The organism is Shimwellia pseudoproteus (assembly GCF_016415625.1).
In the GTDB taxonomy this organism is placed as follows: Bacteria; Pseudomonadota; Gammaproteobacteria; order Enterobacterales; family Enterobacteriaceae; genus Shimwellia; species Shimwellia pseudoproteus.
In genome coordinates this window covers 103,166-123,893 of record NZ_WBXP01000006.1, presented here as the reverse complement: position 1 = coordinate 123,893, position 20,728 = coordinate 103,166, and the positions used below count along the sequence as shown (strand labels likewise).

The 20,728-nt window shown below is 58.4% G+C and carries 14 protein-coding genes and 1 pseudogene; 9 read left to right on the top strand and 6 right to left on the bottom strand.

Features of this window, described 5'->3' with window-relative positions; all coding sequences use genetic code 11:
• Positions 1–474: 474 nt before the first annotated feature.
• Together F9C28_RS04715 and F9C28_RS04710 are read right to left on the bottom strand one after the other, a co-directional pair.
• Entirely contained in the window at positions 475–2,094 is a 1,620-nt protein-coding gene (locus tag F9C28_RS04715) for an FGGY-family carbohydrate kinase (RefSeq protein WP_199014079.1), read from the bottom strand.
• Positions 2,095–2,115: 21 nt separating this feature from the next.
• A complete protein-coding gene (locus F9C28_RS04710) occupies positions 2,116–2,865 on the bottom strand; it encodes an SDR family oxidoreductase (protein WP_233148910.1) in 750 nt (249 codons plus the stop codon).
• Between the two features lie 142 nt (positions 2,866–3,007).
• On the opposite strand from F9C28_RS04710, the pseudogene F9C28_RS04705 reads away from it, so the two are divergent.
• Positions 3,008–3,923: pseudogene (locus F9C28_RS04705) on the top strand (LacI family DNA-binding transcriptional regulator).
• Here F9C28_RS04705 and F9C28_RS04700 read toward each other — a convergent pair.
• Complete coding sequence (locus F9C28_RS04700; RefSeq protein ID WP_199014078.1) at positions 3,920–4,861, bottom strand: sugar-binding transcriptional regulator; 942 nt, start codon at positions 4,859–4,861, stop codon at positions 3,920–3,922. The pseudogene F9C28_RS04705 and the gene F9C28_RS04700 overlap by 4 nt on opposite strands.
• A 221-nt stretch (positions 4,862–5,082) precedes the next feature.
• Here F9C28_RS04700 and dalD point away from each other — a divergent pair, with 221 nt between their 5' ends.
• The 3 genes from dalD to F9C28_RS04685 all read left to right on the top strand — a co-directional run bounded on the left by dalD (position 5,083) and on the right by F9C28_RS04685 (position 9,274).
• Positions 5,083–6,453 (top strand): D-arabinitol 4-dehydrogenase, encoded by a 1,371-nt coding sequence (dalD, locus tag F9C28_RS04695; RefSeq protein WP_199014077.1) that lies wholly within the window; start codon positions 5,083–5,085, stop codon positions 6,451–6,453.
• 10 nt (positions 6,454–6,463) lie between these two features.
• Positions 6,464–7,918 carry a xylulokinase gene (xylB, locus tag F9C28_RS04690; protein WP_199014076.1) on the top strand — a complete coding sequence of 485 codons (1,455 nt, stop codon included), beginning with the start codon at positions 6,464–6,466 and terminating at the stop codon, positions 7,916–7,918.
• A gap of 75 nt (positions 7,919–7,993) precedes the next feature.
• Positions 7,994–9,274, top strand: coding sequence for an RbtT/DalT/CsbX family MFS transporter (locus tag F9C28_RS04685; RefSeq protein ID WP_199014075.1), 1,281 nt, complete (start codon positions 7,994–7,996; stop codon positions 9,272–9,274).
• A 75-nt stretch (positions 9,275–9,349) separates the two neighbouring features.
• On the opposite strand, the gene F9C28_RS04680 is transcribed toward F9C28_RS04685, so the two are convergent.
• From F9C28_RS04680 to F9C28_RS04670, 3 genes are all read right to left on the bottom strand, one after another.
• The gene (locus tag F9C28_RS04680; RefSeq protein WP_199014074.1) at positions 9,350–10,606 is read right to left on the bottom strand and encodes a sugar ABC transporter permease; all 1,257 of its coding nucleotides are present in this window, start codon (positions 10,604–10,606) and stop codon (positions 9,350–9,352) included.
• Positions 10,603–11,421 carry an ATP-binding cassette domain-containing protein gene (locus tag F9C28_RS04675; RefSeq protein WP_199014073.1) on the bottom strand — a complete coding sequence of 273 codons (819 nt, stop codon included), beginning with the start codon at positions 11,419–11,421 and terminating at the stop codon, positions 10,603–10,605. Before F9C28_RS04675 ends, F9C28_RS04680 begins: the two co-directional genes overlap by 4 nt.
• A 62-nt stretch (positions 11,422–11,483) precedes the next feature.
• Complete coding sequence (locus tag F9C28_RS04670) at positions 11,484–12,542, bottom strand: ABC transporter substrate-binding protein (RefSeq protein WP_233148909.1); 1,059 nt, start codon at positions 12,540–12,542, stop codon at positions 11,484–11,486.
• Between the two features lie 697 nt (positions 12,543–13,239).
• On the opposite strand from F9C28_RS04670, the gene cas1f reads away from it, so the two are divergent.
• The 5 genes from cas1f to csy3 are packed head-to-tail and all read left to right on the top strand — an operon-like array spanning position 13,240 to position 20,719.
• Positions 13,240–14,211, top strand: coding sequence for a type I-F CRISPR-associated endonuclease Cas1f (cas1f, locus tag F9C28_RS04665; RefSeq protein ID WP_199014072.1), 972 nt, complete (start codon positions 13,240–13,242; stop codon positions 14,209–14,211).
• Positions 14,208–17,447 (top strand): type I-F CRISPR-associated helicase Cas3f, encoded by a 3,240-nt coding sequence (gene cas3f, locus F9C28_RS04660; protein WP_199014071.1) that lies wholly within the window; start codon positions 14,208–14,210, stop codon positions 17,445–17,447. The genes cas1f and cas3f overlap by 4 nt, the downstream gene beginning before the upstream one ends.
• 17 nt (positions 17,448–17,464) lie before the next feature.
• Positions 17,465–18,784: a type I-F CRISPR-associated protein Csy1 gene (gene csy1, locus F9C28_RS04655; protein ID WP_199014070.1), complete on the top strand. Its 1,320-nt coding sequence runs from the start codon at positions 17,465–17,467 to the stop codon at positions 18,782–18,784.
• Positions 18,777–19,712: a type I-F CRISPR-associated protein Csy2 gene (csy2, locus tag F9C28_RS04650; protein WP_199014069.1), complete on the top strand. Its 936-nt coding sequence runs from the start codon at positions 18,777–18,779 to the stop codon at positions 19,710–19,712. Before csy1 ends, csy2 begins: the two co-directional genes overlap by 8 nt.
• Positions 19,713–19,723: 11 nt before the next feature.
• Positions 19,724–20,719: a type I-F CRISPR-associated protein Csy3 gene (gene csy3, locus F9C28_RS04645; protein WP_199014068.1), complete on the top strand. Its 996-nt coding sequence runs from the start codon at positions 19,724–19,726 to the stop codon at positions 20,717–20,719.
• Positions 20,720–20,728: the final 9 nt, after the last annotated feature.

The following is a 20,728-nucleotide window of genomic DNA, read 5'->3' as shown; positions in this document are numbered from 1 at the left end:
CACTATCGGCGAAGGTGAGTTGATGGCTCATGATGTCCCTCTGGGATGCGCTCCGGATGAATATGATGATCTCATATCAGGAACTTGTTCGCACCTTCCCCAGAGCGGTATAAACGTCAAGCACAATATGACAATGCGATAAGCTATATAGCCAAAAAATAACGGCGCAGAAATAAAAGGGAATGACATTCCGAATAATACATAATCGCTCATAGCGCTAACCCATCATAGGACGGTGATCGTGATAATAACGTATAGGGTGCGGCTCTTCGCTAAGGCAGAACGGAACGCTATATCAGCAGGCGACCAGTATTACATGTCTATAAAAATACATATAACGAAAATCGGACAGTACGTCCTGAATAGCAGACAACCTGTGCCGGGATGGGGGAGCGGTAAGGCCGGGGAGGGGGCGGGTATCAATCGGCAGAAAATATCCGGCCCTGCCCCGGGGCCGGATACCCAAAGCCGGGGCTAGCTGCCGCGGATCAGCGTTGCAGTGTGCTGTAGCTGCTGGTAGCTCTGGTAACGCTGTTGATGGCGCTGGCGCCAGGCCGGGTGGGGCACAAAGCGCTGGTCGGGGGTGGCCATCCTGGCCATCGCTTCGGGCACGCTGGCGGCGAGCTGCCCGGCAACCGCCCCGAGCATTGCCGAGCCCAGCAGCACCGGTTCACTGCTCTGGGTGGTGAGGATAGGCACGTCGCAGGCATCCGCCAGCAACTGGCGCACCAGCGGGTGCTGGCCCGCGCCGCCGCTGATCACAATACTGTCAGTGCGCACGCCCTGCTGGCGCTGGGCATCAATAATCTGGCGCAGCCCGTAGCCAATGCCGCACAGCCCGGCCACATACAGCCCCAGCAGGCTCTCCTGATCCCGGGACATATCCAGCCCGGCAATCACCGCCCGGGCGTGGGGATCGGCAAACGGCGCCCGGTTGCCGAGAAATTCCGGCACCACGTGGACGCCGTCCACCAGGTCCAGGGCGTGGGAGGGGTCGGTGATTTTTGCCAGCACCCTATCGGCCAGATACACCGGCAGGGGGAGCCCCAGCGCCCCGGCCTGCTGGCGGGCCTCTGCCGCGGCCGGGTGGAAAGCCAGTAGCTGATCAATGGCCGCACCGGCGGCGCTCTGGCCGCCTTCGCTTAACCACAACCCCGGCACCATGGCGGAAAAGTAGGGCCCCCAGACCCCGGGAATATAAACCGGCTGTTCTGTTGAGGTCATGGTGCAGGCGGAGGTGCCAAACACCCAGGCAAGGTTGTGCAGGGCCCCGTCACCCACCCCGACAGTGCCGATGCCGCCGGCGTGGGCGTCAATCATCCCCACCGCGACCGGGGTGCCCGGCGGCAGGCCGGTGTCAGCGGCGGCGGCGGCACTCAGCCCCTGGCCGCAGGGGGTGCCCGGTTCTTTGATCTGCTGGCCGATGCGCGCAAAGTTGTTTTCTGCCAGGTCACCGAGCCCGATGGTGTGGAAGTAGTCCGGGTCCCAGCGTTTTTCGTGGGCCAGATAGGTCCATTTGCAGGTGACGGTACAGGTTGAGCGGGCCAGGTCACCGGTGGCGCGCCAGGTGAGGTAGTCGGCCAGGTCGAAGAATTGCCAGGCCCGGTCGTAGACCGCCCGGCGGTGTTCTTTCAGCCACAGCAGTTTCGGGGTTTCCATCTCCGGGGAGATTTTCCCCCCCACGTATTGCAAGACCGGGTGCCCGGTGGCGTTGATCTGTTCTGCCTGCCCGGTAGCCCGGTGATCCATCCAGACGATAACGTTGCGCTCCGGAGCCTCTGGCTCCCCCACCGGCAGTGGCTCACCGCCTGGCCCCACCACCACCAGGGAGCAGGTGGCGTCAAAACCAATACCGCGCACGCGCTGGGGGGAGACGTCCGCCGCGTCGAGGGCATCGCCAATGGCCCGGCACACCGCCTGCCAGATCTCATCACTGGATTGTTCCACATGGTGCCCGGCGCTGCGGTATAGGGTTATCGGGTGGCTGGCGTGGGCCAGTAGTTGCCCGGTCACATCAAAGATCCCGGCCCGGACACTGCCGGAGCCGACATCAACGCCTATCAGGGTATTCTTCTCTGGGGCTGTGTTATTCATCTGGCATGGCCTCCCGGGGCCTTATAGGTCAACACTGTTAGGCAGTATCACCAAATCGCGGACGGTGACATTTTTGCTGCGGGTGACCATAAACAGCACTGACTCTGCCACTTCCGTCGGTTGCATCAGGCTACCGTTAGCAAGGGCTTCTTCCATTTTCGCTTTCGGCCAGTCGTCCAGCAGGGCGGTGACCACCGGGCCCGGCAGGACCGCGCCCACCCGTACACCATACTGGGCGACCTGGCGGCGGGTAGAGTGGACAAACGCCTGGACGGCGAATTTAGAGGCGGTGTAAATCGGTTCCCAGACCACCGGTACCACACCGGCAATGGAACTGGTGAAGATGATATCCCCGGATTTCTGGGCAATCAGGTGGGGCAACACCGCCCGCACGCTGCGAAAGGCGGCGTTGATATTGAGGTTCAGTACCCGGTCCCAGACATCCGGGTCCCCTTCGGCAACCGGGCCGCCAATATACGCCCCGGCGTTGGCGTGGAAAATGTCCAGCCCCCCGGCCAGCGCCAGAATGCCTTCCAGCAGTTTATCGGTCTGCCGGGGCTGCATCAGATCCACCACCAGCGGGAAGGCGTTCTCCCCCAGCCCGGCGGTGAGCGTCGCCAGCTTGTCGCCGTCTCGGTCAATCAGGACCACTTTTGCCCCAGCCGCCAGCAGCGTTTTGGCACATTCCAGACCAATGCCGGAGGCAGCACCGGTGATGGCCGCCACTTTACCGTTCAGCGAGCTATTCATAGAGGGGAGCACGGTTTTCATTTTATAATCCTTCTGCAGGTGTTAAGCATTATGGTGATGTTTTACATCTTGCTCAATCGATGGAGCAGATCTAGCACCGGATGAAATGCGCGGCAAGTCCGATTAAAAATGGAGCAAAAAATTTGTGATACGGCCCGGAAAAATGAAGAAAATCACTATCTATGATTTAGCAGAACTGACCGGCGTATCCGCCAGTGCGGTGAGCGCTATCCTCAATGGCAACTGGCAGAAGCGGCGCATCAGCGCCAGGCTGGCGGAGAAAGTCACCCGGGTGGCCCAGGAGCAGGGCTATGCCATTAACCGCCAGGCGAGCCTGCTGCGTAAAGAGAAGTCCCGGGTGATCGGGATGATCGTGCCAAAGTACGATAACCGCTATTTCGGCTCGATTGTTGAAAAATTCGAAGAGATGGCCCGGGAGCGCGGCCTGTTCCCGATCATTACCTGTACCCGGCGTAATCCGGCGCTGGAGCTGGAGGCGGTGCGCACCATGCTCTCCTGGCAGGTGGAGTGGGTTATCGCCACCGGGGCAACCCAGCCTGACGAGATCTCCGCCCTGTGCGCCCAGGCCGGGGTGTCCACCCTTAACCTCGATTTGCCCGGCACCCTGGCGCCGTCGGTGATTTCTGATAACTACGCCGGGGCGAAAGCCCTGACGGAATGCATCCTCGACAACGCCCGGCGGCGTTTTGGGCAGCCTATCCCGTTAACTTTTGTGGGCGGGCGGCGCCATGACCATAACACCCGGGAGCGGTTGCGGGGCTTCCGGGATGCCCATCAGCAGGCCGGGCTGGTGGTCTCCGCCAGCCAGATCTTTATTGATGGTTACTCACCAAAGCATGTGCAGCAAACCCTGGCCGCATTTACCCCGCCGCCAGACGGCGCCGATGGGCTGTTTCGACTGGGACCCGTTTGTCCCGCTGCTGGGGCACGATATTGATATGGTGCGCCAGGATGTCCCGGCCATGCTGGCGGCCGCCTTTGCCATTATTGATTCCGGCGATACCGCCATTCAGTGCATCGAAGTCCCGACCCTGCTCAATAACGCCAGCCAGGTCTAGCGGGTCAGCAGCCAGCGGGCGGTGTGCTCATCGGTCACCAGGCCGTTGATCCACTGGCCCCGAAGGGCGGCGAGGATTGCCGGGCGTTTGTCTTCACCGCAGGCAGCGGCAATACGCGGGCACGGGCTATGGCGGATATCATAGCTGGTGATCAGGTCATTGATATCGGATTCGACCACCTCACCGCTGGCATCGATAAAGCGCCCGAGGATCTCGCCAATGGCCCCCTGGCGGGTCAGGGTGTCCAGCTGTTCGAGGGTGATAAACCCGTCTTTGAATATCGGGCTTTGCTGGCTGAGGGCGCCGATGCCGACAAAAATAACATCCGCTTGCCGGGCGACATTCAGCACGCTGGTGAATAAACGGTTGGAGCACCACATCTGGTGTTCAAGGGTGGTTTGCGCATAGCGCGGGGCCGGCCACTGGTAGTAGTTCGCCCGGATTTTACTGGCCAGCAGCAGGGGAACATCGTCGTAGTAATTACATTGCCCTTCGGCATTCATGGCGCTGATTAGCGCGATACAGCGGGTATTGGGGCTGTCAAAATCGATGCGCTGGCCGGCTTTTTTCAGCGTCATCCCGGAGCCGATACCGATGATTTTCTCGTGGTCCCCGCGTAAATAGCGGGACATCAGCTGGTAGCAGCCAAACGCCACGCTATCGAGGGTGATATCGCTGCTGAAGGCGGGCACGATATTGCACTCCACCAGGTGGTACTTTTCTTTCAGCATCTGGGCGAAGTTCAGGCAACTGGCAACCGGATGGTTAAGGCCGATAGAAACGATGCCTTCCTCTTTCGCGGCGGCGATCAGCCGCTGTACCACCGGGCGTGAGGTACCCAGTTGGGTGGCGATTTCGCTCTGGTTCTGGCCCGCAATGTAATACATCCAGGCCGCACGCACTTTCTGATCTAAACGAATATCTTCTTCAGTTATCAATTTTTCATCACCTTACGGTTGCCGGGGGAAGATGTTCGGCGGTGTCATCCCCGCATTTTGGCGCCTGCAGCGGGCCGAGGCAACTCTATTTTGTTCGTTACTGGTCAGTTGTAATTTAACTGGTCTTTTGCTCTTTTGTGATGTGTAGCTCGAAATTTAATCTTTTGTTCAATTACATTTGTCGCCATAAATTGCAACCAGCATCAACAGAGAGCAACATTATGGTAACGAACAGCACCTGGTTACATATCGGCCTGGGATCTTTTCATCGCGCACATCAGGCGTGGTATTTACACCGCCTGATTGCCCGGGGCGATCACCGCTGGCATATCGCCGCTGGCAATATTCGCCCGGATGCCGAACCGGTTGTCGCAGCCCTTGAGGCGCAGCAGGGCCGCTATGTACTGGAAACGGTAAGCCCCCAGGGGGAGCGCCAGTACGAAGAGATTACCGCCATCCAGCGCCTGCTTCCCTGGCAGGAAGGCGTGCAGCCGCTGATTGACGAAGGGGCCCGGCCGGAAACGAAAGTCATCGCCTTTACCGTGACCGAGTCCGGCTACTACCTGGATACTGCCCACCAGCTGGAGGCCCGCAACCCGGATGTGGCCCGGGATCTGCAAGGGGGCTGCGGGACCATTTACGGCACCATCACCCGTATTCTTGAGCAGCGGATCGCCAGCGGCGCCGGGCCGGTTACCTTGCTGTGTTGCGATAACGTTCGCCACAACGGCGAGCGCTTCCACGATGGCCTGGTCCAGTTCCTGGCGCTGATGGGCAAACAGCCGGTGATCGACTGGTTGGCCGGGAATGTCTCCTGCCCGAATACCATGGTGGACCGCATTACGCCGCGCCCCGCCGCCGATCTGCCTGCCCGGGTGAAAGCGGCCACCGGCATTGATGACCAGGCCCCGGTAATGGGCGAAGCCTTTATCCAGTGGGTAATTGAGGACAACTTTAGCCATGGACGCCCGGATCTGGAGGCTGTCGGGGTCGAGATGGTGGACTCGGTTATCCCTTATGAAGAAGCGAAGATCCGTATTCTGAACGCCGCCCACAGCGCCATTGCCTGGGCCGGTACCCTGATGGGCCAGACATTTATCCACCAAAGCACCCTGACCCCGGCGATCCGCGCCCTGGCGGAGCGTTATATCACCGACGATGTGATCCCCTGCCTGGGGGAGCAGCGCGGTATTGATTTGCCCCGTTACCGGGATGTGGTGCTCGACCGCTTCACCAACCCGTATATCCAGGACACGAACCAGCGCGTGGCGGCGGATGGGCTGTCGAAGATCCCGGCGATGATCACCCCCACCATGATCGGCTGCTACCAGCGCGGGGCGGTTCCCCACGCCACGGCGATGTTGCCGGCGCTGTTTTTTGTGTTTATGCACCAGTGGCACCAGGGATTACTGCCCTATGAATATCAGGACGGCATTCTGGATGCGGCGGCGATGCACGCTCTGTTTACCCGCCCGGATCCGGTGGCGGATTATGCCGCCGATCGCGCCCTGTTCGGTGAATTAGCCGGGCGGGACGATTTCACCGCGCTGCTGCGGGAAAAAATCCAGGCCGTGTATGCGCTGCTGCGCTGAGGGGGAGGCGATGTTTTTAGGTATCGATCTGGGCACCTCCAAAGTGAAAGGGCTGCTGCTGGATGAGCAGGGCACTATCGTGGCCACGCAGCGGGTCGCGCTGGATATTCAGCGCCCGCATCCTCATTGGTCAGAACAGGCGCCAGAGGCATGGTGGGCGGCCACCAACCAATTGGTGGGCTTACTGCGGGCGGCTGCGGGCACGGGCTGGGAACATATCCGCGCCATTGGCCTTTCTGGCCAGATGCATGGCGCGGTGTTGCTTGACGCGGCCGGGGAGGTGATCCGCCCGGCCATACTGTGGAATGACACCCGCAGCGCCGGGGAGTGTGCCGAACTGGAAGCCGAAGTACCCCGGCTCCATGAGATTGCCGGCAACCTGGCCATGCCGGGGTTTACCGCCCCGAAACTGTTGTGGCTACGCCGCCATGAGCCGGAAAACGTTCAGCGCATTGAGACGGTGCTACTGCCCAAGGACTACCTGCGTTACCGGATGACCGGGGCGAAAATAACCGATATGTCGGACGCGGCAGGCACCCTGTGGCTGGATGTCGCCCGGCGCGACTGGTCCGATACGCTGCTGGCGGCCTGTGGGCTTTCCCGGCGCCATATGCCTGCGCTGGTGGAGGGCAGCGACGTGTCCGCCACGCTGGCGCCAGAGATTGCCCGGCGCTGGGGGTTGTCGCCCTCGGTGGTGGTGGCCGGGGGCGGTGGCGATAACGCCGCCAGTGCGGTGGGGATTGGGGCGATAGCCCCCGGGGATGCGTTTATCTCCCTCGGAACCTCCGGGGTGCTGTTTGTGGTGACCGATGCCTGCCGCCCGGCACCGGCCTCGGCGGTACATGCCTTCTGCCACGCGCTGCCCGGGCTGTGGCACCAGATGAGCGTGATGCTCAGCGCCGCCAGTTGCCTGCAATGGTTTTGCCGCCTGGTGGGCTGCGATGAGGCGACACTGTTACAGGATATCCACCCGCTGAGTGACAGCGAAAAAGCCGCTGCGCCGCTGTTCCTGCCGTATTTGTCCGGCGAGCGCACCCCCCATAACGATGCCGATGCTAAAGGGATGTTCTACGGGCTGACCCACGCCAGCAACCGTGCGTCGATGGGGTACGCGGTGCTGGAAGGGGTGAGCTTCGGGATTGCCGATGGCCTGCGCGCCCTGCAAGACAGCGGCACACAGATTCGCCAGTGCTCCCTGGTGGGGGGCGGGGCGCGCAGCCCGTTCTGGGCCCAGTTGCTGGCGGATACGCTTTACATCCCCGTGGTGACCCATCACGGCGGGGATGCGGGCGGTGCGCTGGGGGCGGCCCGTTTAGCCAGCCTCGCTCTGGGGGGTGATCGACAGCGGGTATGCCAAAAACCCCCGGTCGATCGGGTCTGGCAGCCGCGCCCCGGGGCCCACGACAACCTGATGCCGCGTTACGGGCGCTTCCGGGCGCTGTATCAGGATAACCGGGGCCGTTAAGCCCGGGACACACCATCATAATCATCGCCCCGGCCATGACCGGGGTATTCACCTGCACCAATAAATGAGGTTTCTATGCCTGTCGCGAACAAACAGTGGTTGGGGTTACCGTTGCACCTGCTGTGGGGTTATATCGCCATTGCGGTGTTTATGACCGGGGACGGTTTCGAACTGGCCTTTTTGTCCCACTATATTAAAGAACTGGGTTTTTCCCCGGCGCAGGCGTCGCTGGCGTTCACCCTCTATGGCCTGGCGGCGGCCTTGTCTGCCTGGGTTTCCGGCGTCGTGGCGGAGATTATTACGCCGCGGAAAACCATGCTGATAGGGTTTGTACTGTGGTGCGTGTTCCACGTCCTGTTCCTGGTCTTTGGGCTCGGGCACGCCAATTATGGGCTGATCCTGCTGTTTTACGGGATCCGCGGCTTTGCGTATCCGCTGTTCCTGTATGCCTTTATTGTGGTGATTGTGCATAACGTGAAAAGTGAGCACGCCAGCTCGGCCCTGGGCTGGTACTGGGCGGTGTATTCCATTGGTATTGGGGTGGCCGGTAGCTATATTCCCAGTTTTACTATTCCCCATATCGGTGAGCTGGGCACCCTGTGGATGGCGCTGCTGTTCTGCCTGGCGGGCGGTATTATTGCCATGGTGGCGCTGCGCAATGTCCAGACACCGAAACATATGCATAATCTCACCGCCAGAGAAAAATTCAGTGAGCTGGGCCGGGCGGTTACCCTGCTGTACACCAACCGGAATATTTTCTACTCCTCGATTGTCAGGATTATCAATACCCTGTCTCTGTTCGGCTTTGCGGTGATCATGCCGCTGATGTTTGTTGACGAGCTGGGGTTCACCACGCCGGAATGGCTGCAGGTGTGGGCGGCGTTTTTCTTCACGACGATTTTTCCCAATATTTTCTGGGGCATTGTCGGGGAAAAACTCGGCTGGATACGGGTGGTGCGCTGGTTTGGCTGCCTGGGGATGGCGGCGTCCAGCATGGCTTTCTACTACGTACCGCAGTATTTTGGCCATAATATGCTGATGGCGATGGTGCCCGCGGTGGCGCTGGGGATTTTTGTGGCGGCATTTGTGCCGATGGCGGCGGTGTTTCCGGCCCTGGAGCCCCGCCATAAAGGGGCGGCGATTTCGGTCTATAACCTGTCTGCCGGGCTGTCGAACTTCCTCGCCCCGGCGATTGCGGTGCTGCTGCTGCCGCACTTCAGCACCATTGGCGTGGTGATTGCCTACACGGCGCTGTACCTGATTGCCTTCCTGCTGTGCGGCCTGATCCGGGTTGAGCAACCGGGCTTTGCCCGGCAAGTCAGTGATGAGGTGGCGGCCGGCAGCCGGGCAGTGTAGTTGTTATCGTTATCGTAAAAAAGGGCCCCTGCTAAGCAGGGGCCCTTTTTGTTGGTGGAACCGGTTATGAGCGTATCAGGCGCGGCCGTGGCTCACCCGCGAGCGGCGGGCCATCGAATCGACAATTACCGCCACGGCCAGCACACCACCGGTTATCATATAGCGCAGTGACGACGGTAAGTTCAGCAGGGTCAGGCCGCTGGAAATACACTGGATAACGATAATGCCCAGCAGGGCGGACCAGGCGCTTCCCCGGCCGCCAAACAGGCTGGTGCCGCCAATAACCGCCGCCGCAATGGCGTTTAAATTGACATCCCCGGTGCCCGCCTGCTGGCTGGCCGATGCCAGACGGGATGCGGCAAGTATTCCGCCCAGGGTGGCCAGGGTGGAGCACAGCATAAAGGCGCTGATATAAATCCGCGGCACGTTGATCCCGGCCCGTCTGGCGGCTTCCCGGTTGCCCCCCACGGCAAACACCGAGCGGCCCCACTTGGTGCGTTTCAGGGCGTAGTTCAGCACCACGACCACCGCCACAAACAGCCCGAAGACCCAGGGGACACCGCGCCCGAGGTTGAGGTAAAACACCCCGGCCTCAAACACCAGCGAAATCACCATAACCCGTAACCACAGCGACCGGCGCGGCTCGCAGGAGAGGTTTGCCCCGGCGCGGCGGGTGCGGGTGCGTAACCCCATCACTAGCAGAGCGATACCGGGCAACAAGGCGAAAACGTGCGCCAGCCAGCCAGGCATCACCATTATCTGGCCAAAGCGCACCAGCGGGGCGCTGTAGGGGAGGTTAATACTGCCGGAGGGGCCGAGGATGTAAAGTTGCAGGCCGAGCAGGGCCAGCAGCCCGGCCAGAGTGGCGACAAAACTCGGCATTCCCAGGCGGGTATAAAGCCAGGCGTACAGTAATCCGACCAGGGCACCCAGGGCGAGGGCTGCCGCGATGGCGGCAGTCACCGGCCAGCCCTGATTAACCCACAGCACCCCGATGATCGCCGATGCCAGGCCGCTCATTGATCCCACTGACAGGTCTATTTCGCCCAGCAGCAGTACACAGACAATCCCCAGTGAGATAAACCCCACCGTGGCGCAGTCAAACAGCATATTGACGAGGTTCCCCGGGGCGAGGTAAACCGGATTCAGCAGGGCAAATACCGCGGAAATAATAATCAGCCCCAGCACCACCGGTATCATGCCTAAATCGCCGGTTCTGATACGGGTGAGATAGGCGCGTACCAGGCCGCGCAGATCATCATGGTGGCTGACCCGTTCGTCCGCGCGATCCAGCATGGCGGCGGGGCTGAGTGATTTGTTGTGAGTGGTCATCGGTCAGGCTCCCCGTGGACGGTGGCGTGTAATTTGCGCTCTACCCGGCGCGAGACGGCGTTTTCGGTAGCACCGGTGATGGCGGCGACTAAATCCTGGTTGGTGGCTTCCGGGGTGAAGATGCCTTTGTTACGCCCGAGGCGCAGCACCACTATCCTGTCTGCCACCGCCCGGACATCTTCCATGTTATGGCTGATGATAATCACCCCCAGCCCCCGGGCCCGGACGCGTTCAATCAGGTTAAGCACTTCCGCAGTCTGGGCGACGCCCAGGGCGGCGGTGGGCTCATCGAGCATGATAATTTGGGGGTTGAGCAGCAGCGAACGCGCGATGGCCACGGTCTGGCGCTGGCCCCCGGATAATGACGCCACCGGCTCCCGCAGGGAGGGAATGCGCGCCGCCAGCTCCCTGAGCAGTGTCCAGGCGCGCACCTCCATGGTGACTTCGTCCAGTTGCCAGGGGGCCAGCTCATGGCCGAGGAACAGGTTAGCCACCACGTCGAGGTTTTCACACAGGGCCAGATCCTGGAAGACGGTGGCGATCCCGTACTCCAGCGCCTTGCCTGGGCTTTCCAGGGTCACGGGCTGGCCGGCAAATTCAATGGTACCGGAGGAGGGCTGATGCACCCCGGCGAGGACTTTTACCAGGGTTGATTTACCGGCGCCGTTGTCGCCAACCAGGGCAACGACCTCGCCAGCATTCACCTCCAGATCGATATCGGTCAGCGCCGATACCGCGCCAAAATGCTTCGATATTTTACGTAACCGCAGCAGAGGCTGTGCGGTGCCGGGGGCCGGATTGTTTTCTATTAACATAGCCAGGACCTTTATAGGGATCGGGCGCCCGTCGGCGGTACCCGGGGCGCGTTGACGAGTGCTTAGTTGATCACGCCGGCTTTTTTGCAGGCCGCCAGGTACTCCCCGCGGCAGACTTGCGCCGGGGTCTGGATTTTTTTAGCGAAGATTTCGGCGTTGATATTCTCGCGGGTGATCACCGCCGGGACAAAAAGCTGGGCCGGGGTGTTGTACAGCGAGGTGGTGGCTTTGGGGGTTTCCCCGTTAATCAACTGCACCGCCACTTTCGCGGCGGCGGCGGCGACTATCTCTGCGGGTTTAGAGATGGTGTTGTATTGATCCCCGGCGAGGATCAGCTGCAACGCGGCGATGGTGGCATCATTACCGGTAACCGGTGGGATCGGTTGTACACCATTGGCTTTAAACGCGGCAATAGCGCCGCCTGCGGTGCCGTCGTTGGCGGCAACAACGCCTTTGATGGCGTCGCCAAAGCGGGTTATCTGGCCGGCGGCCCACTCTTGCGCTTTCGGGGGGGCCCAGTCCGGGGTGTCGAATTCGGCGAGGGTTTTATAACCTGAGTCTTTTAACCCACGGTGGATACCGTCACGGATCAGCCCGGCGGCGGCATCCGTGGGGGAGCCGTTGATCTCCAGAACCCCGGCCCCTGCGGGCACGCCACTGGCTTTCAGGTGTGCCACCAGGGAGGATGCTATCGCGTAGCCGATGCCTTCGTTATCAAAGGAGATGTAAAAGTCTGCCGGCGTGGCGGGGATGGGGCGGTCGTAGGCCACCACCTTAACTCCCTGGGCATGGGCAATTTCTACCAGGCCCGCCGCGGCGGAAGAATCCACCGGATCCAGCACGATCACTTTTGCCCCCTGGGTGATGGCGGCATTAAATTGCTGCTGCTGTAACGCAGCGCTGGCGTTGGCGTTCTGGTAAATCACGTGGCATGCGGGGCATTCCCTGGCCAGCGCGGTTTTAAAGCCGGGGAAATCATGTTGCTCATAGCGGGTGGAGGCCTGGTCAGGCATTAAAAATGCCACAGTGGCGGCCTGCTTGGCATGTGCCAGGGCGCTAAACCCCGCCAGTGCGAGAAGGGAAGCCCTGAACGACGCTTTGAACATAGTACGATAACGCATATTTCTGCTCCTGAGTGTCCGAACATGATTAACCCACCGCAGGGCATACCCGGGATGGGCCGGTGTTTTATGGCGACTGGGGCGGCATGCTGAAATCCGCCGGTTAATGATTTTTACCGCTGGGTTTCAACGGCCCGACGTCCATTGTTAATAAAAAATTAAATATTTATTAGCAATGTGTTCACATTTGCTCAATCGGTGAAGCAGAATTGCCACTACGCATTTACCTTGTCAAGATAAGTAACAAAAGGGATAAAATTTTTGTGACTGGCCGCAGAATTGGCCGGGCTAAGGGGGGGCGTACGGGACGGCGTGAGGGGCTGTACAGGCGAACGAAACGTGCCGCGAGATACCGATTTTGGTTATATATCGTTATTTAATAATTGATACCCGGTTGATGACCAGAAAAATGACTGACAATATATTATGGCTAACCATAATTGCCGTCTGTTTAGCTATATTATTTATTGAAAACTATAATTATAACGACATAATAATTACGTTATAAAATAGTCTACTAACAATCATTTATTTATTATTGCTGCCTCGGGCCTCTGAGTTCCGGTAGCGGTGCGCTCATCAATTGATGCGTTATCATAACCATATGATATACATGTTTTTATTGCTGTATTATTCTTACGCCAGACGGCGTGTTATTTTTACGCCGGGAATGATAAACCGATAAGGATGTACGCTGATGCTATTACCGTCGGATTTGAAAACTATTCTTCACTCAAAACGCGCCAATATCTACTACTTGCAGTATTGCCGGGTATTGGTTAATGGCGGGCGTGTGGAATATGTTACCGATGAAGGTAAAACGTCCCTGTACTGGAATATCCCCATAGCTAACACCACGGTGGTTATGCTGGGTACCGGTACCTCAGTAACGCAGGCAGCGATGCGTGAATTTGCCCGGGCAGGGGTATTGGTTGGGTTTTGCGGTAGTGATGGCACACCGTTGTATTCTGGCAATGAGGTTGATATCGATGTTTCCTGGATCTGCCCCCAGAGTGAATATCGCCCCACGCAATACCTGCAACGCTGGGTGTCATTCTGGTTTGGGGAAGATAAGCGCCTGGTTGCCGCCAGGCAGTTTCAGAAAATACGTTTGCAGCACATAGAGCGCCAGTGGCTGGGGGCGGCAATGCAGCGTGAAACGCGTTTTGCGCTTCCAGCTGCGTTATTAAAAGAGAAATTAGCGCGTTTTCAGCAAGGGATTGATGCGGCTGACAGCCATAATGCGTTAATGCTGCAAGAGGCTCAATTGACAAAAGGACTGTATAAATTAGCCAGTGACGCGGTGCAGTATGGTGACTTCACCCGAGTAAAACGGGGAAACGGGAGTGATAGCGCTAACCATTTTCTGGATCACGGTAACTATCTTGCCTATGGACTCGGCGCTGTGGCCGCCTGGGTAACCGGTATCCCTCATGGGCTGGCGGTGCTGCATGGTAAAACCCGGCGGGGCGGGCTGGTATTTGATCTGGCAGATCTCATTAAAGATGCACTGGTATTGCCACAGGCCTTTATTGCCGCAATGGCGGGTGACGATCAGCAGACGTTCCGGCAGCGATGCATCAGTGGGTTTCAGCAGGCCGAAGCGTTAGACATCATGATCGACACGCTCCAGGAGACAGCACTAACGCTTGGGAACTGTAACGCATGAACGTGCTGCTAATTTCACAGTGTACCAAAAAAGCCCGTGAGCAAAGTTGCCAGATCCTCGATCAGTTTGCCGAACGTAAAGGTGATAGTGCCTGGCAAACCGCAATCACCCGCCAGGGCCTGGAGACACTGCGGCGTTTACTGCGCAAAACCGCCCGCCGCAATACTGCCGTTGCCTGCCACTGGCTGAAAAAGAATGGCCAAACCGAGCTACTCTGGGTCGTTGGCAACCTGCGGCGCTTTAATGCCCAGGGCTCTGTACCCACTAATCACACCACGCGGGATATTCTGCGCAGTCAGCATGAGTCATCCTGGCGCAGCACTGAGGCCGTAGCTTTGCTGGCGGCGATTGCTGGTTTATTCCATGATTTTGGCAAGGCGGGATCGCTGTTTCAGGCCGGGCTTACTGGAAATAGCGCAAAGCGTTTTCAGCCGTTTCGCCATGAGTGGCTCTCTCTGCGATTGTTTCAGGCCCTGGTAGGGGAGCAGAGCGATGCACAATGGCTGGAAAGGCTGGGGGCGCTGGCCCCGGCAGATGAAGACATCTTACTGGCAAGATTGCGTAAGGACAGCGGTGACTGGAGCGACAGCCCGTTTAACAGCTTGCCTCCGCTGGCGCAGGTTGTCGCCTGGCTTATCCTTTCTCATCATCGCCTGCCGCAGTACCTGGGGGAGAATGCCGCGCCTGATTTCAACGACGAGCACTGGCTGACAAGGCAACTGGACGCCAGCTGGAATGCCCTGAATCACCAGCATAGCGGCTGGCAAGCGCGAGATTTTACACAGGTCTGGGACTTCCCGGCGGGCACACCACTACAAAGCGACACCTGGCGGGAAAAGGCCAGACAGCTGGCGAAGCGCGCCGCCCATGCACTATCCATCTATGAGTTCGGGACTGTGGGGCAGGCGTTCACCCTGCATCTGGCACGTATGTCTTTGATGCTGGCTGACCATTTCTATTCTGCACAGCCGCCGCGCATTGCCTGGCAGGATCCGCATTATGTCGCCTGGGCAAATACCGACCGTGAAACCCGCCAGTTAAAGCAAAAGCTGGATGAACATAATATCGGTGTTGCTCATCACGCACTTTTACTTGGCCGTTCCTTGCCCACACTGCGGGAGTATTTACCGGCGATTACCCGCCATAAGGGATTTCGCCAGCGGGCGAGTATTGCGCGTTTCCACTGGCAAAACCGCGCATGGGACGTAGCTGAAGGTCTACGCGAACGCGCGAAGCGTCAGGGGTTCTTCGGTATTAATATGGCTTCTACCGGTTGTGGGAAAACGTTCGCAAATGCCCGCATTATGTATGCCCTGGCCAATGAGGCGCAGGGTTGCCGTTTCACCGTGGCGCTCGGGTTACGCACTCTGACGCTGCAAACCGGTGATGCGCTGCGGGAAAAGCTCGGGCTGGGTGAAGATGACCTCGCGGTGCTGATTGGGTCGACGGCGGTACGCGAGCTGCATGAAGATATGCCGGATACGGGCAGTATTTCAGAGGATGATCTGTTTGAGGGGCATCAGTATGTTCACTATGACGGCGTGATTAATCAGGGGCCACTGCGCCACTTACTGGACAGCAGCCCTAAGCTCAGCCAACTGATTAACGCGCCGGTGCTGGTTTCGACCATTGATCACCTGATGCCCGCCACTGAAGGTGTCCGGGGCGGTAAGCAAATCGCGCCGATGCTACGCCTGCTGAATAGTGATTTAGTGCTGGATGAGCCGGATGACTTTGATATTGCCGATCAGCATGCCCTGTGCCGCCTGGTGAACTGGGCAGGGATGCTTGGCAGCCGGGTGCTGTTGTCATCTGCCACGCTCCCGCCTGCACTGGTACAGGCGCTTTATACTGCTTACCTTAGCGGGCGTAAGGCCTTCCAACAGGCCTGTGGCGATCCGGGGCAGGAACTGGATGTTTGTTGTGCCTGGTTTGATGAAGATGAATCCTGGTCATCTACGTTCGGTAAAACTCAGCCTTTCTGGGACGCCCATAAGCAGTTTGCTCAGCGGCGCGCAACGCGCCTGGCAACCAAACCGGCATTGCGGGAGGCACAACTGATTCCGGTTACCTTAGCCGCAGGTGACACCCCAGGTCTGGCGGCACTGTTACAGCGTGAGATGCTGGGCTTGCATAGGGCTCATCATCAGCAGCACCCGAGTGGCAAAACGGTTTCTCTGGGGCTGGTGCGTATGGCAAATATCAACCCGCTGGTGGCTACGGCCCGGGCGTTGATGGCATTGCCATCCCCGGAAGGATATTGCATCCATTACTGTGTATACCACAGCCAGCATCCACTGCTGTTCCGATCCTACATTGAAAAACACCTTGATGCGGCCTTTAGCCGCCATGAGGAGCAGGCCCTGTGGCAGCAGCCGGCGATTCGCCAGGCACTGAATCAGGAGCCCGCTCAGCATCACCTGTTTGTGGTGCTGGGCACCTCGGTTATTGAAGTGGGCCGCGACTGGGATGCGGACTGGGGCGTGGCGGAGCCGAGCTCAATGCGATCACTGATTCAGTTTGCCGGGCGTATTCAGCGCCACCGTCAGCAAAGACCAGTGAATGCTAACCTGCTGATTATGGACAAAAACATTCGAGCTCTGCGTAAGGATATGACCCGCCCGGCCTACTGTCGTCCGGGATTTGAGAGCCGGGATTATTTGCTCAGCAGTCATGATCTTCACGCTATTCTGCACCCGGATCAGTACCATTTTATCAACGCAATTCCCCGTATTCTGGAGCCAGCCTCGCTGCGCAGGGGGCGCGGGATATTCCATAATCTCAGCGCCCTGGAGCACGGACGCAGCTACGATGAGCTGCTGGGCCAGGATAATAAAAAACCGTCGGCGGCCACCTGGTGGCGCAAGCCGGTTGGCTGGAGCGCAGAGCTGCAAAAGTACACGCCGTTTCGCCGTTCACAACAGGAAGAACAGCGTTTTTTGTTTATGGCACAAGAGGGGGACCCGCCGCGTTTCAGAGGGCTGGATGAGGGGCCAGAGGGCTGGAAAGATGCGGACAATATGGATGAGGTGGCGCTGGTGATGGCTTCCGGGGTTACCCCGTGGCTGGAAAGTGACTATGCCCAGGTGATGCTCGATATTGCCGCACGCCGAGATATGCCGCTGGAGCAGGTCAGCCGGCGCTATGGCGAGATTAACTTACGGCTGGGGAAAGATCAGGGTGAAGCCTGGCACTATCATCCGCTGTTGGGTGTGTTTAGGGATCTGAACTCATAAGTGTTTTGGGAGAGTCTATGTCACAACAGGAACTCACTGCTTTTATTGTTGAGTATATCGCCGGGCGAAGGCAGGCCAAGCTGGAGGCCTTCGATAAAGCGTCTGCTAAGCGCCTTGCCGCTGATCCGACGGAAGAGGGCGATATTTTGCAGGCGCGCCGTGAGCTGGAATTGCGTTATACGGTGCCAAACTGGCTCACGGAGGCGGCAAAGCGCGCCGGGCAGATTAGTCTGGTGACCCATGCGGCAAAATTTACCCACGGCGATGCTAAAAATAGCAGTATCTTTAGCGAAACCATTGCCTGCGAGGGCTATCTCTCAACGGCGACGCTCAGCCAGCCTGCTGCCGATGCGGTCGGCAATGCCGCCGCGCTGGACGTCGCCAAGCTATTACAAACCGAGGTTGCGGGGGACTCTTTGCTGGCCTGCCTGAAGCGTAATGAGGCCTCCCCGTTAGCCCCGCTGGCAGAAAGCCCACAGCAGCTCAGCGAATGGGTGGATGGTTTTTCATGTGCGCTGACGGTAAAAGACCCCACCTCCCATAAATTAGCTAAGCAGGTTTATTTTCCTGTCGACGGCGGTTATCACCTGCTGAATCCACTGTTTTCCTCCTCCCTGGCCCAGGCGCTGCATCAGCGGATGGTGGCGCTGCGCTTTAGCGAGCAAACCAAAGCTCTGTGGCAGGCACGCCGTAAAAATGAATGGCACCCGGGAATGCTGGTGATCTTTCCTGATACGGCGGTGGTTAACTTCGGAGGGACGAAACCGCAGAATATCTCTGCCCTTAACAGCGGGCGCGGTGGGCGTACCTGGCTGCTTCCTGCCCGGCCGCCAGTATGGGAATCCCAGGATAAGCCGCCGCTGGCAATGGCTACGCTTTTCGGGCCGGGCGCGTTCGATCGGGTGACACGTCAGGCGCGTCGTCAGCTTATTCATCTGCTGATCAGCACTGAAGAGACTCAAAACCGGCATATTCGCCGGCAGCGGGATCAGTATATTGATGAAATTATCGATCTGCTGTTTAACGTTGCGGCAGGTATACAGCGCCGGGACTGGGCCGGATGGACCCTGGAAGAGGGCTGTACGCTCAAGGCGCATCAGCGCCTGTGGCTTGACCCGTGGCGTACCGAAACCGACGAGGCGTTCCGCAGCGGGCGTGAAAGCGATGACTGGCAAAAATGCGTAGCGGATGATTTTGCCCTGTGGCTTAACGGGCATCTTAAACGGGCGGGGCTGTCTATGGGGTTAACGGAGCGCCGGGAATGGCGTACAAAACCGCGCTTCCAGTACCGGTTACGGGAAATGGAGCGGGCTTTGACGAGGTATCGTGATGCGTAAAATTATCGTTTTACCCTGGCTTAATGTGGAAAATGCCAACGCGATTGCCGGGCTGACATGGGGATTCCCGGCGATCACCCACTTCCTGGGTTACACCCACGCCTTGTCCCGTAAGCTGGAGGCCAGCCACGGTTTGACACTGAGCGGTTGCGGGGTGATTTGTCATCATCATCAGGTACATGCTTATACGTCCGGTAGGGATTATCAGTTTGCCCTGACCCGCAACCCGTTAACCAAAGAAGGCAATACGGCGTCTTTCAATGAAGAAGGGCGTATGCATATGACGGTTTCCCTGGTGCTGGAGTGCCACGGCGAAATTGTTAACGGTGATACCGGGATGCGGGCGCTGGAGCAGCATATCCATACCCTGTGTCAGACCCAAAAACTGGCGGGCGGTACCATTACCGGCCTGCGGCGTGTCCGTATTCAGGCATTATCTGCCAGTGACGATGCCTGGCGTGCCCTGCGTTACAGCTTAATGCCGGGATTTGCGCTGCTGGATCGTTCCACTTTGCTCGATGCGCATTATCAGCAGCTGCGTGAGCAGCAGCCCGATGCGGAGATGCTTGATGCCTGGCTTGATTTTACCGCACTCAAAATGCAGGCGGATGCCTCCGGCAACTGGCAGTACCTTCCGAAACCTGTGCCTGGCTACCTGGTGCCACTGATGACCGGCTGGCAGCGTATTTCCCCGCTGTATGAGGCCGGAACCGTGGCTAATGTGCGCGATACCGATGTTCCCTTCTGTTTTTCTGAAGCGGTTTATGGCATCGGCGAGTGGTGTGGGGCACACCGTATTACCTCCCCGGATACGTTGTTCTGGCGCTACCGTACTACCGAAACAGGTTACTACTGCTACGGGCAAGTGGCACCCGAAGATGATCTGGCAGATGACACCGACGAACCGCTTTTTTTTGACGATATTTAAGGGATGAGATCATGGCTAAAACTACGGCTATTAAAACCGCATCGGTACTGGCTTTTGAACGTAAACTGGCAAACTCGGACGCCGTGCTTTCTGCCGGCAACTGGCAGGGTGACTGCTGGCAGCCAGTAAAAATTCAGGAAAAGGCGGTGCGCGGTACTATTTCTAACCGCCTTAAGAATGCCATCACCAGTGATCCGGCAAAACTGGATGCGGAAATTCAAAAAGCGAACTTGCAGCGGGTGGATGTCGCGGCATTGCCTGCTCAGGCAGATACCTTAAAAATGGCGTTCAGCCTGCGTGTGCTGGGAAACCTGGCGACGCCATCAGTATGTAACGATCGGCAATATCAGGATGCACTGGAAAGTGTGATTAACGGCTATATCGCCGAGCATGGTTTTGGCGAGCTGGCGTTGCGCTATGCAACAAATCTGGCCAATGGGCGCTTTCTGTGGCGTAACCGTGTGGGGGCTGAACAAATCCGTGTTGTTGTGAATGGCCGCAAGCAGTGGGTGTTTAACGCACATGACTACTCCCTGCGCGATTTTGAACAGCGCGATGCCGCGCTTAGCGAGCTGGCGGAGGAGATCGGACGGGGCCTGAAGGGGGAAACCTTCGCGTTATTTAACATTGAGGCGTTTGTTCGTCTGGGGCAGGGGCAGGAGGTATTCCCTTCTCAGGAACTGGTGTTGGATGGCAATAGCACCAAAAGTAAGCTGCTCTACCAGGTGGACGGGGTGGCGGCATTGCATTCGCAGAAAGTGGGTAATGCACTGCGGACGATTGATACCTGGCATCCGCAGGCGGAAACGCTGGGGGCTATTGCTGTGGAACCGTACGGCTCTGTAACCAGCCGCGGCATTGCCTGCCGCCAGCCGAAAGAGAAAATGGATTTTTATACGCTGCTTGATAACTGGGTGACCAAAGGAGATAAGCCCGGGGTTGAGCAACAGCACTTTGTGATGGCCGTGTTGATCCGTGGTGGTGTGTTCGGTGAAAAATCAGAATAAGGACGCCTG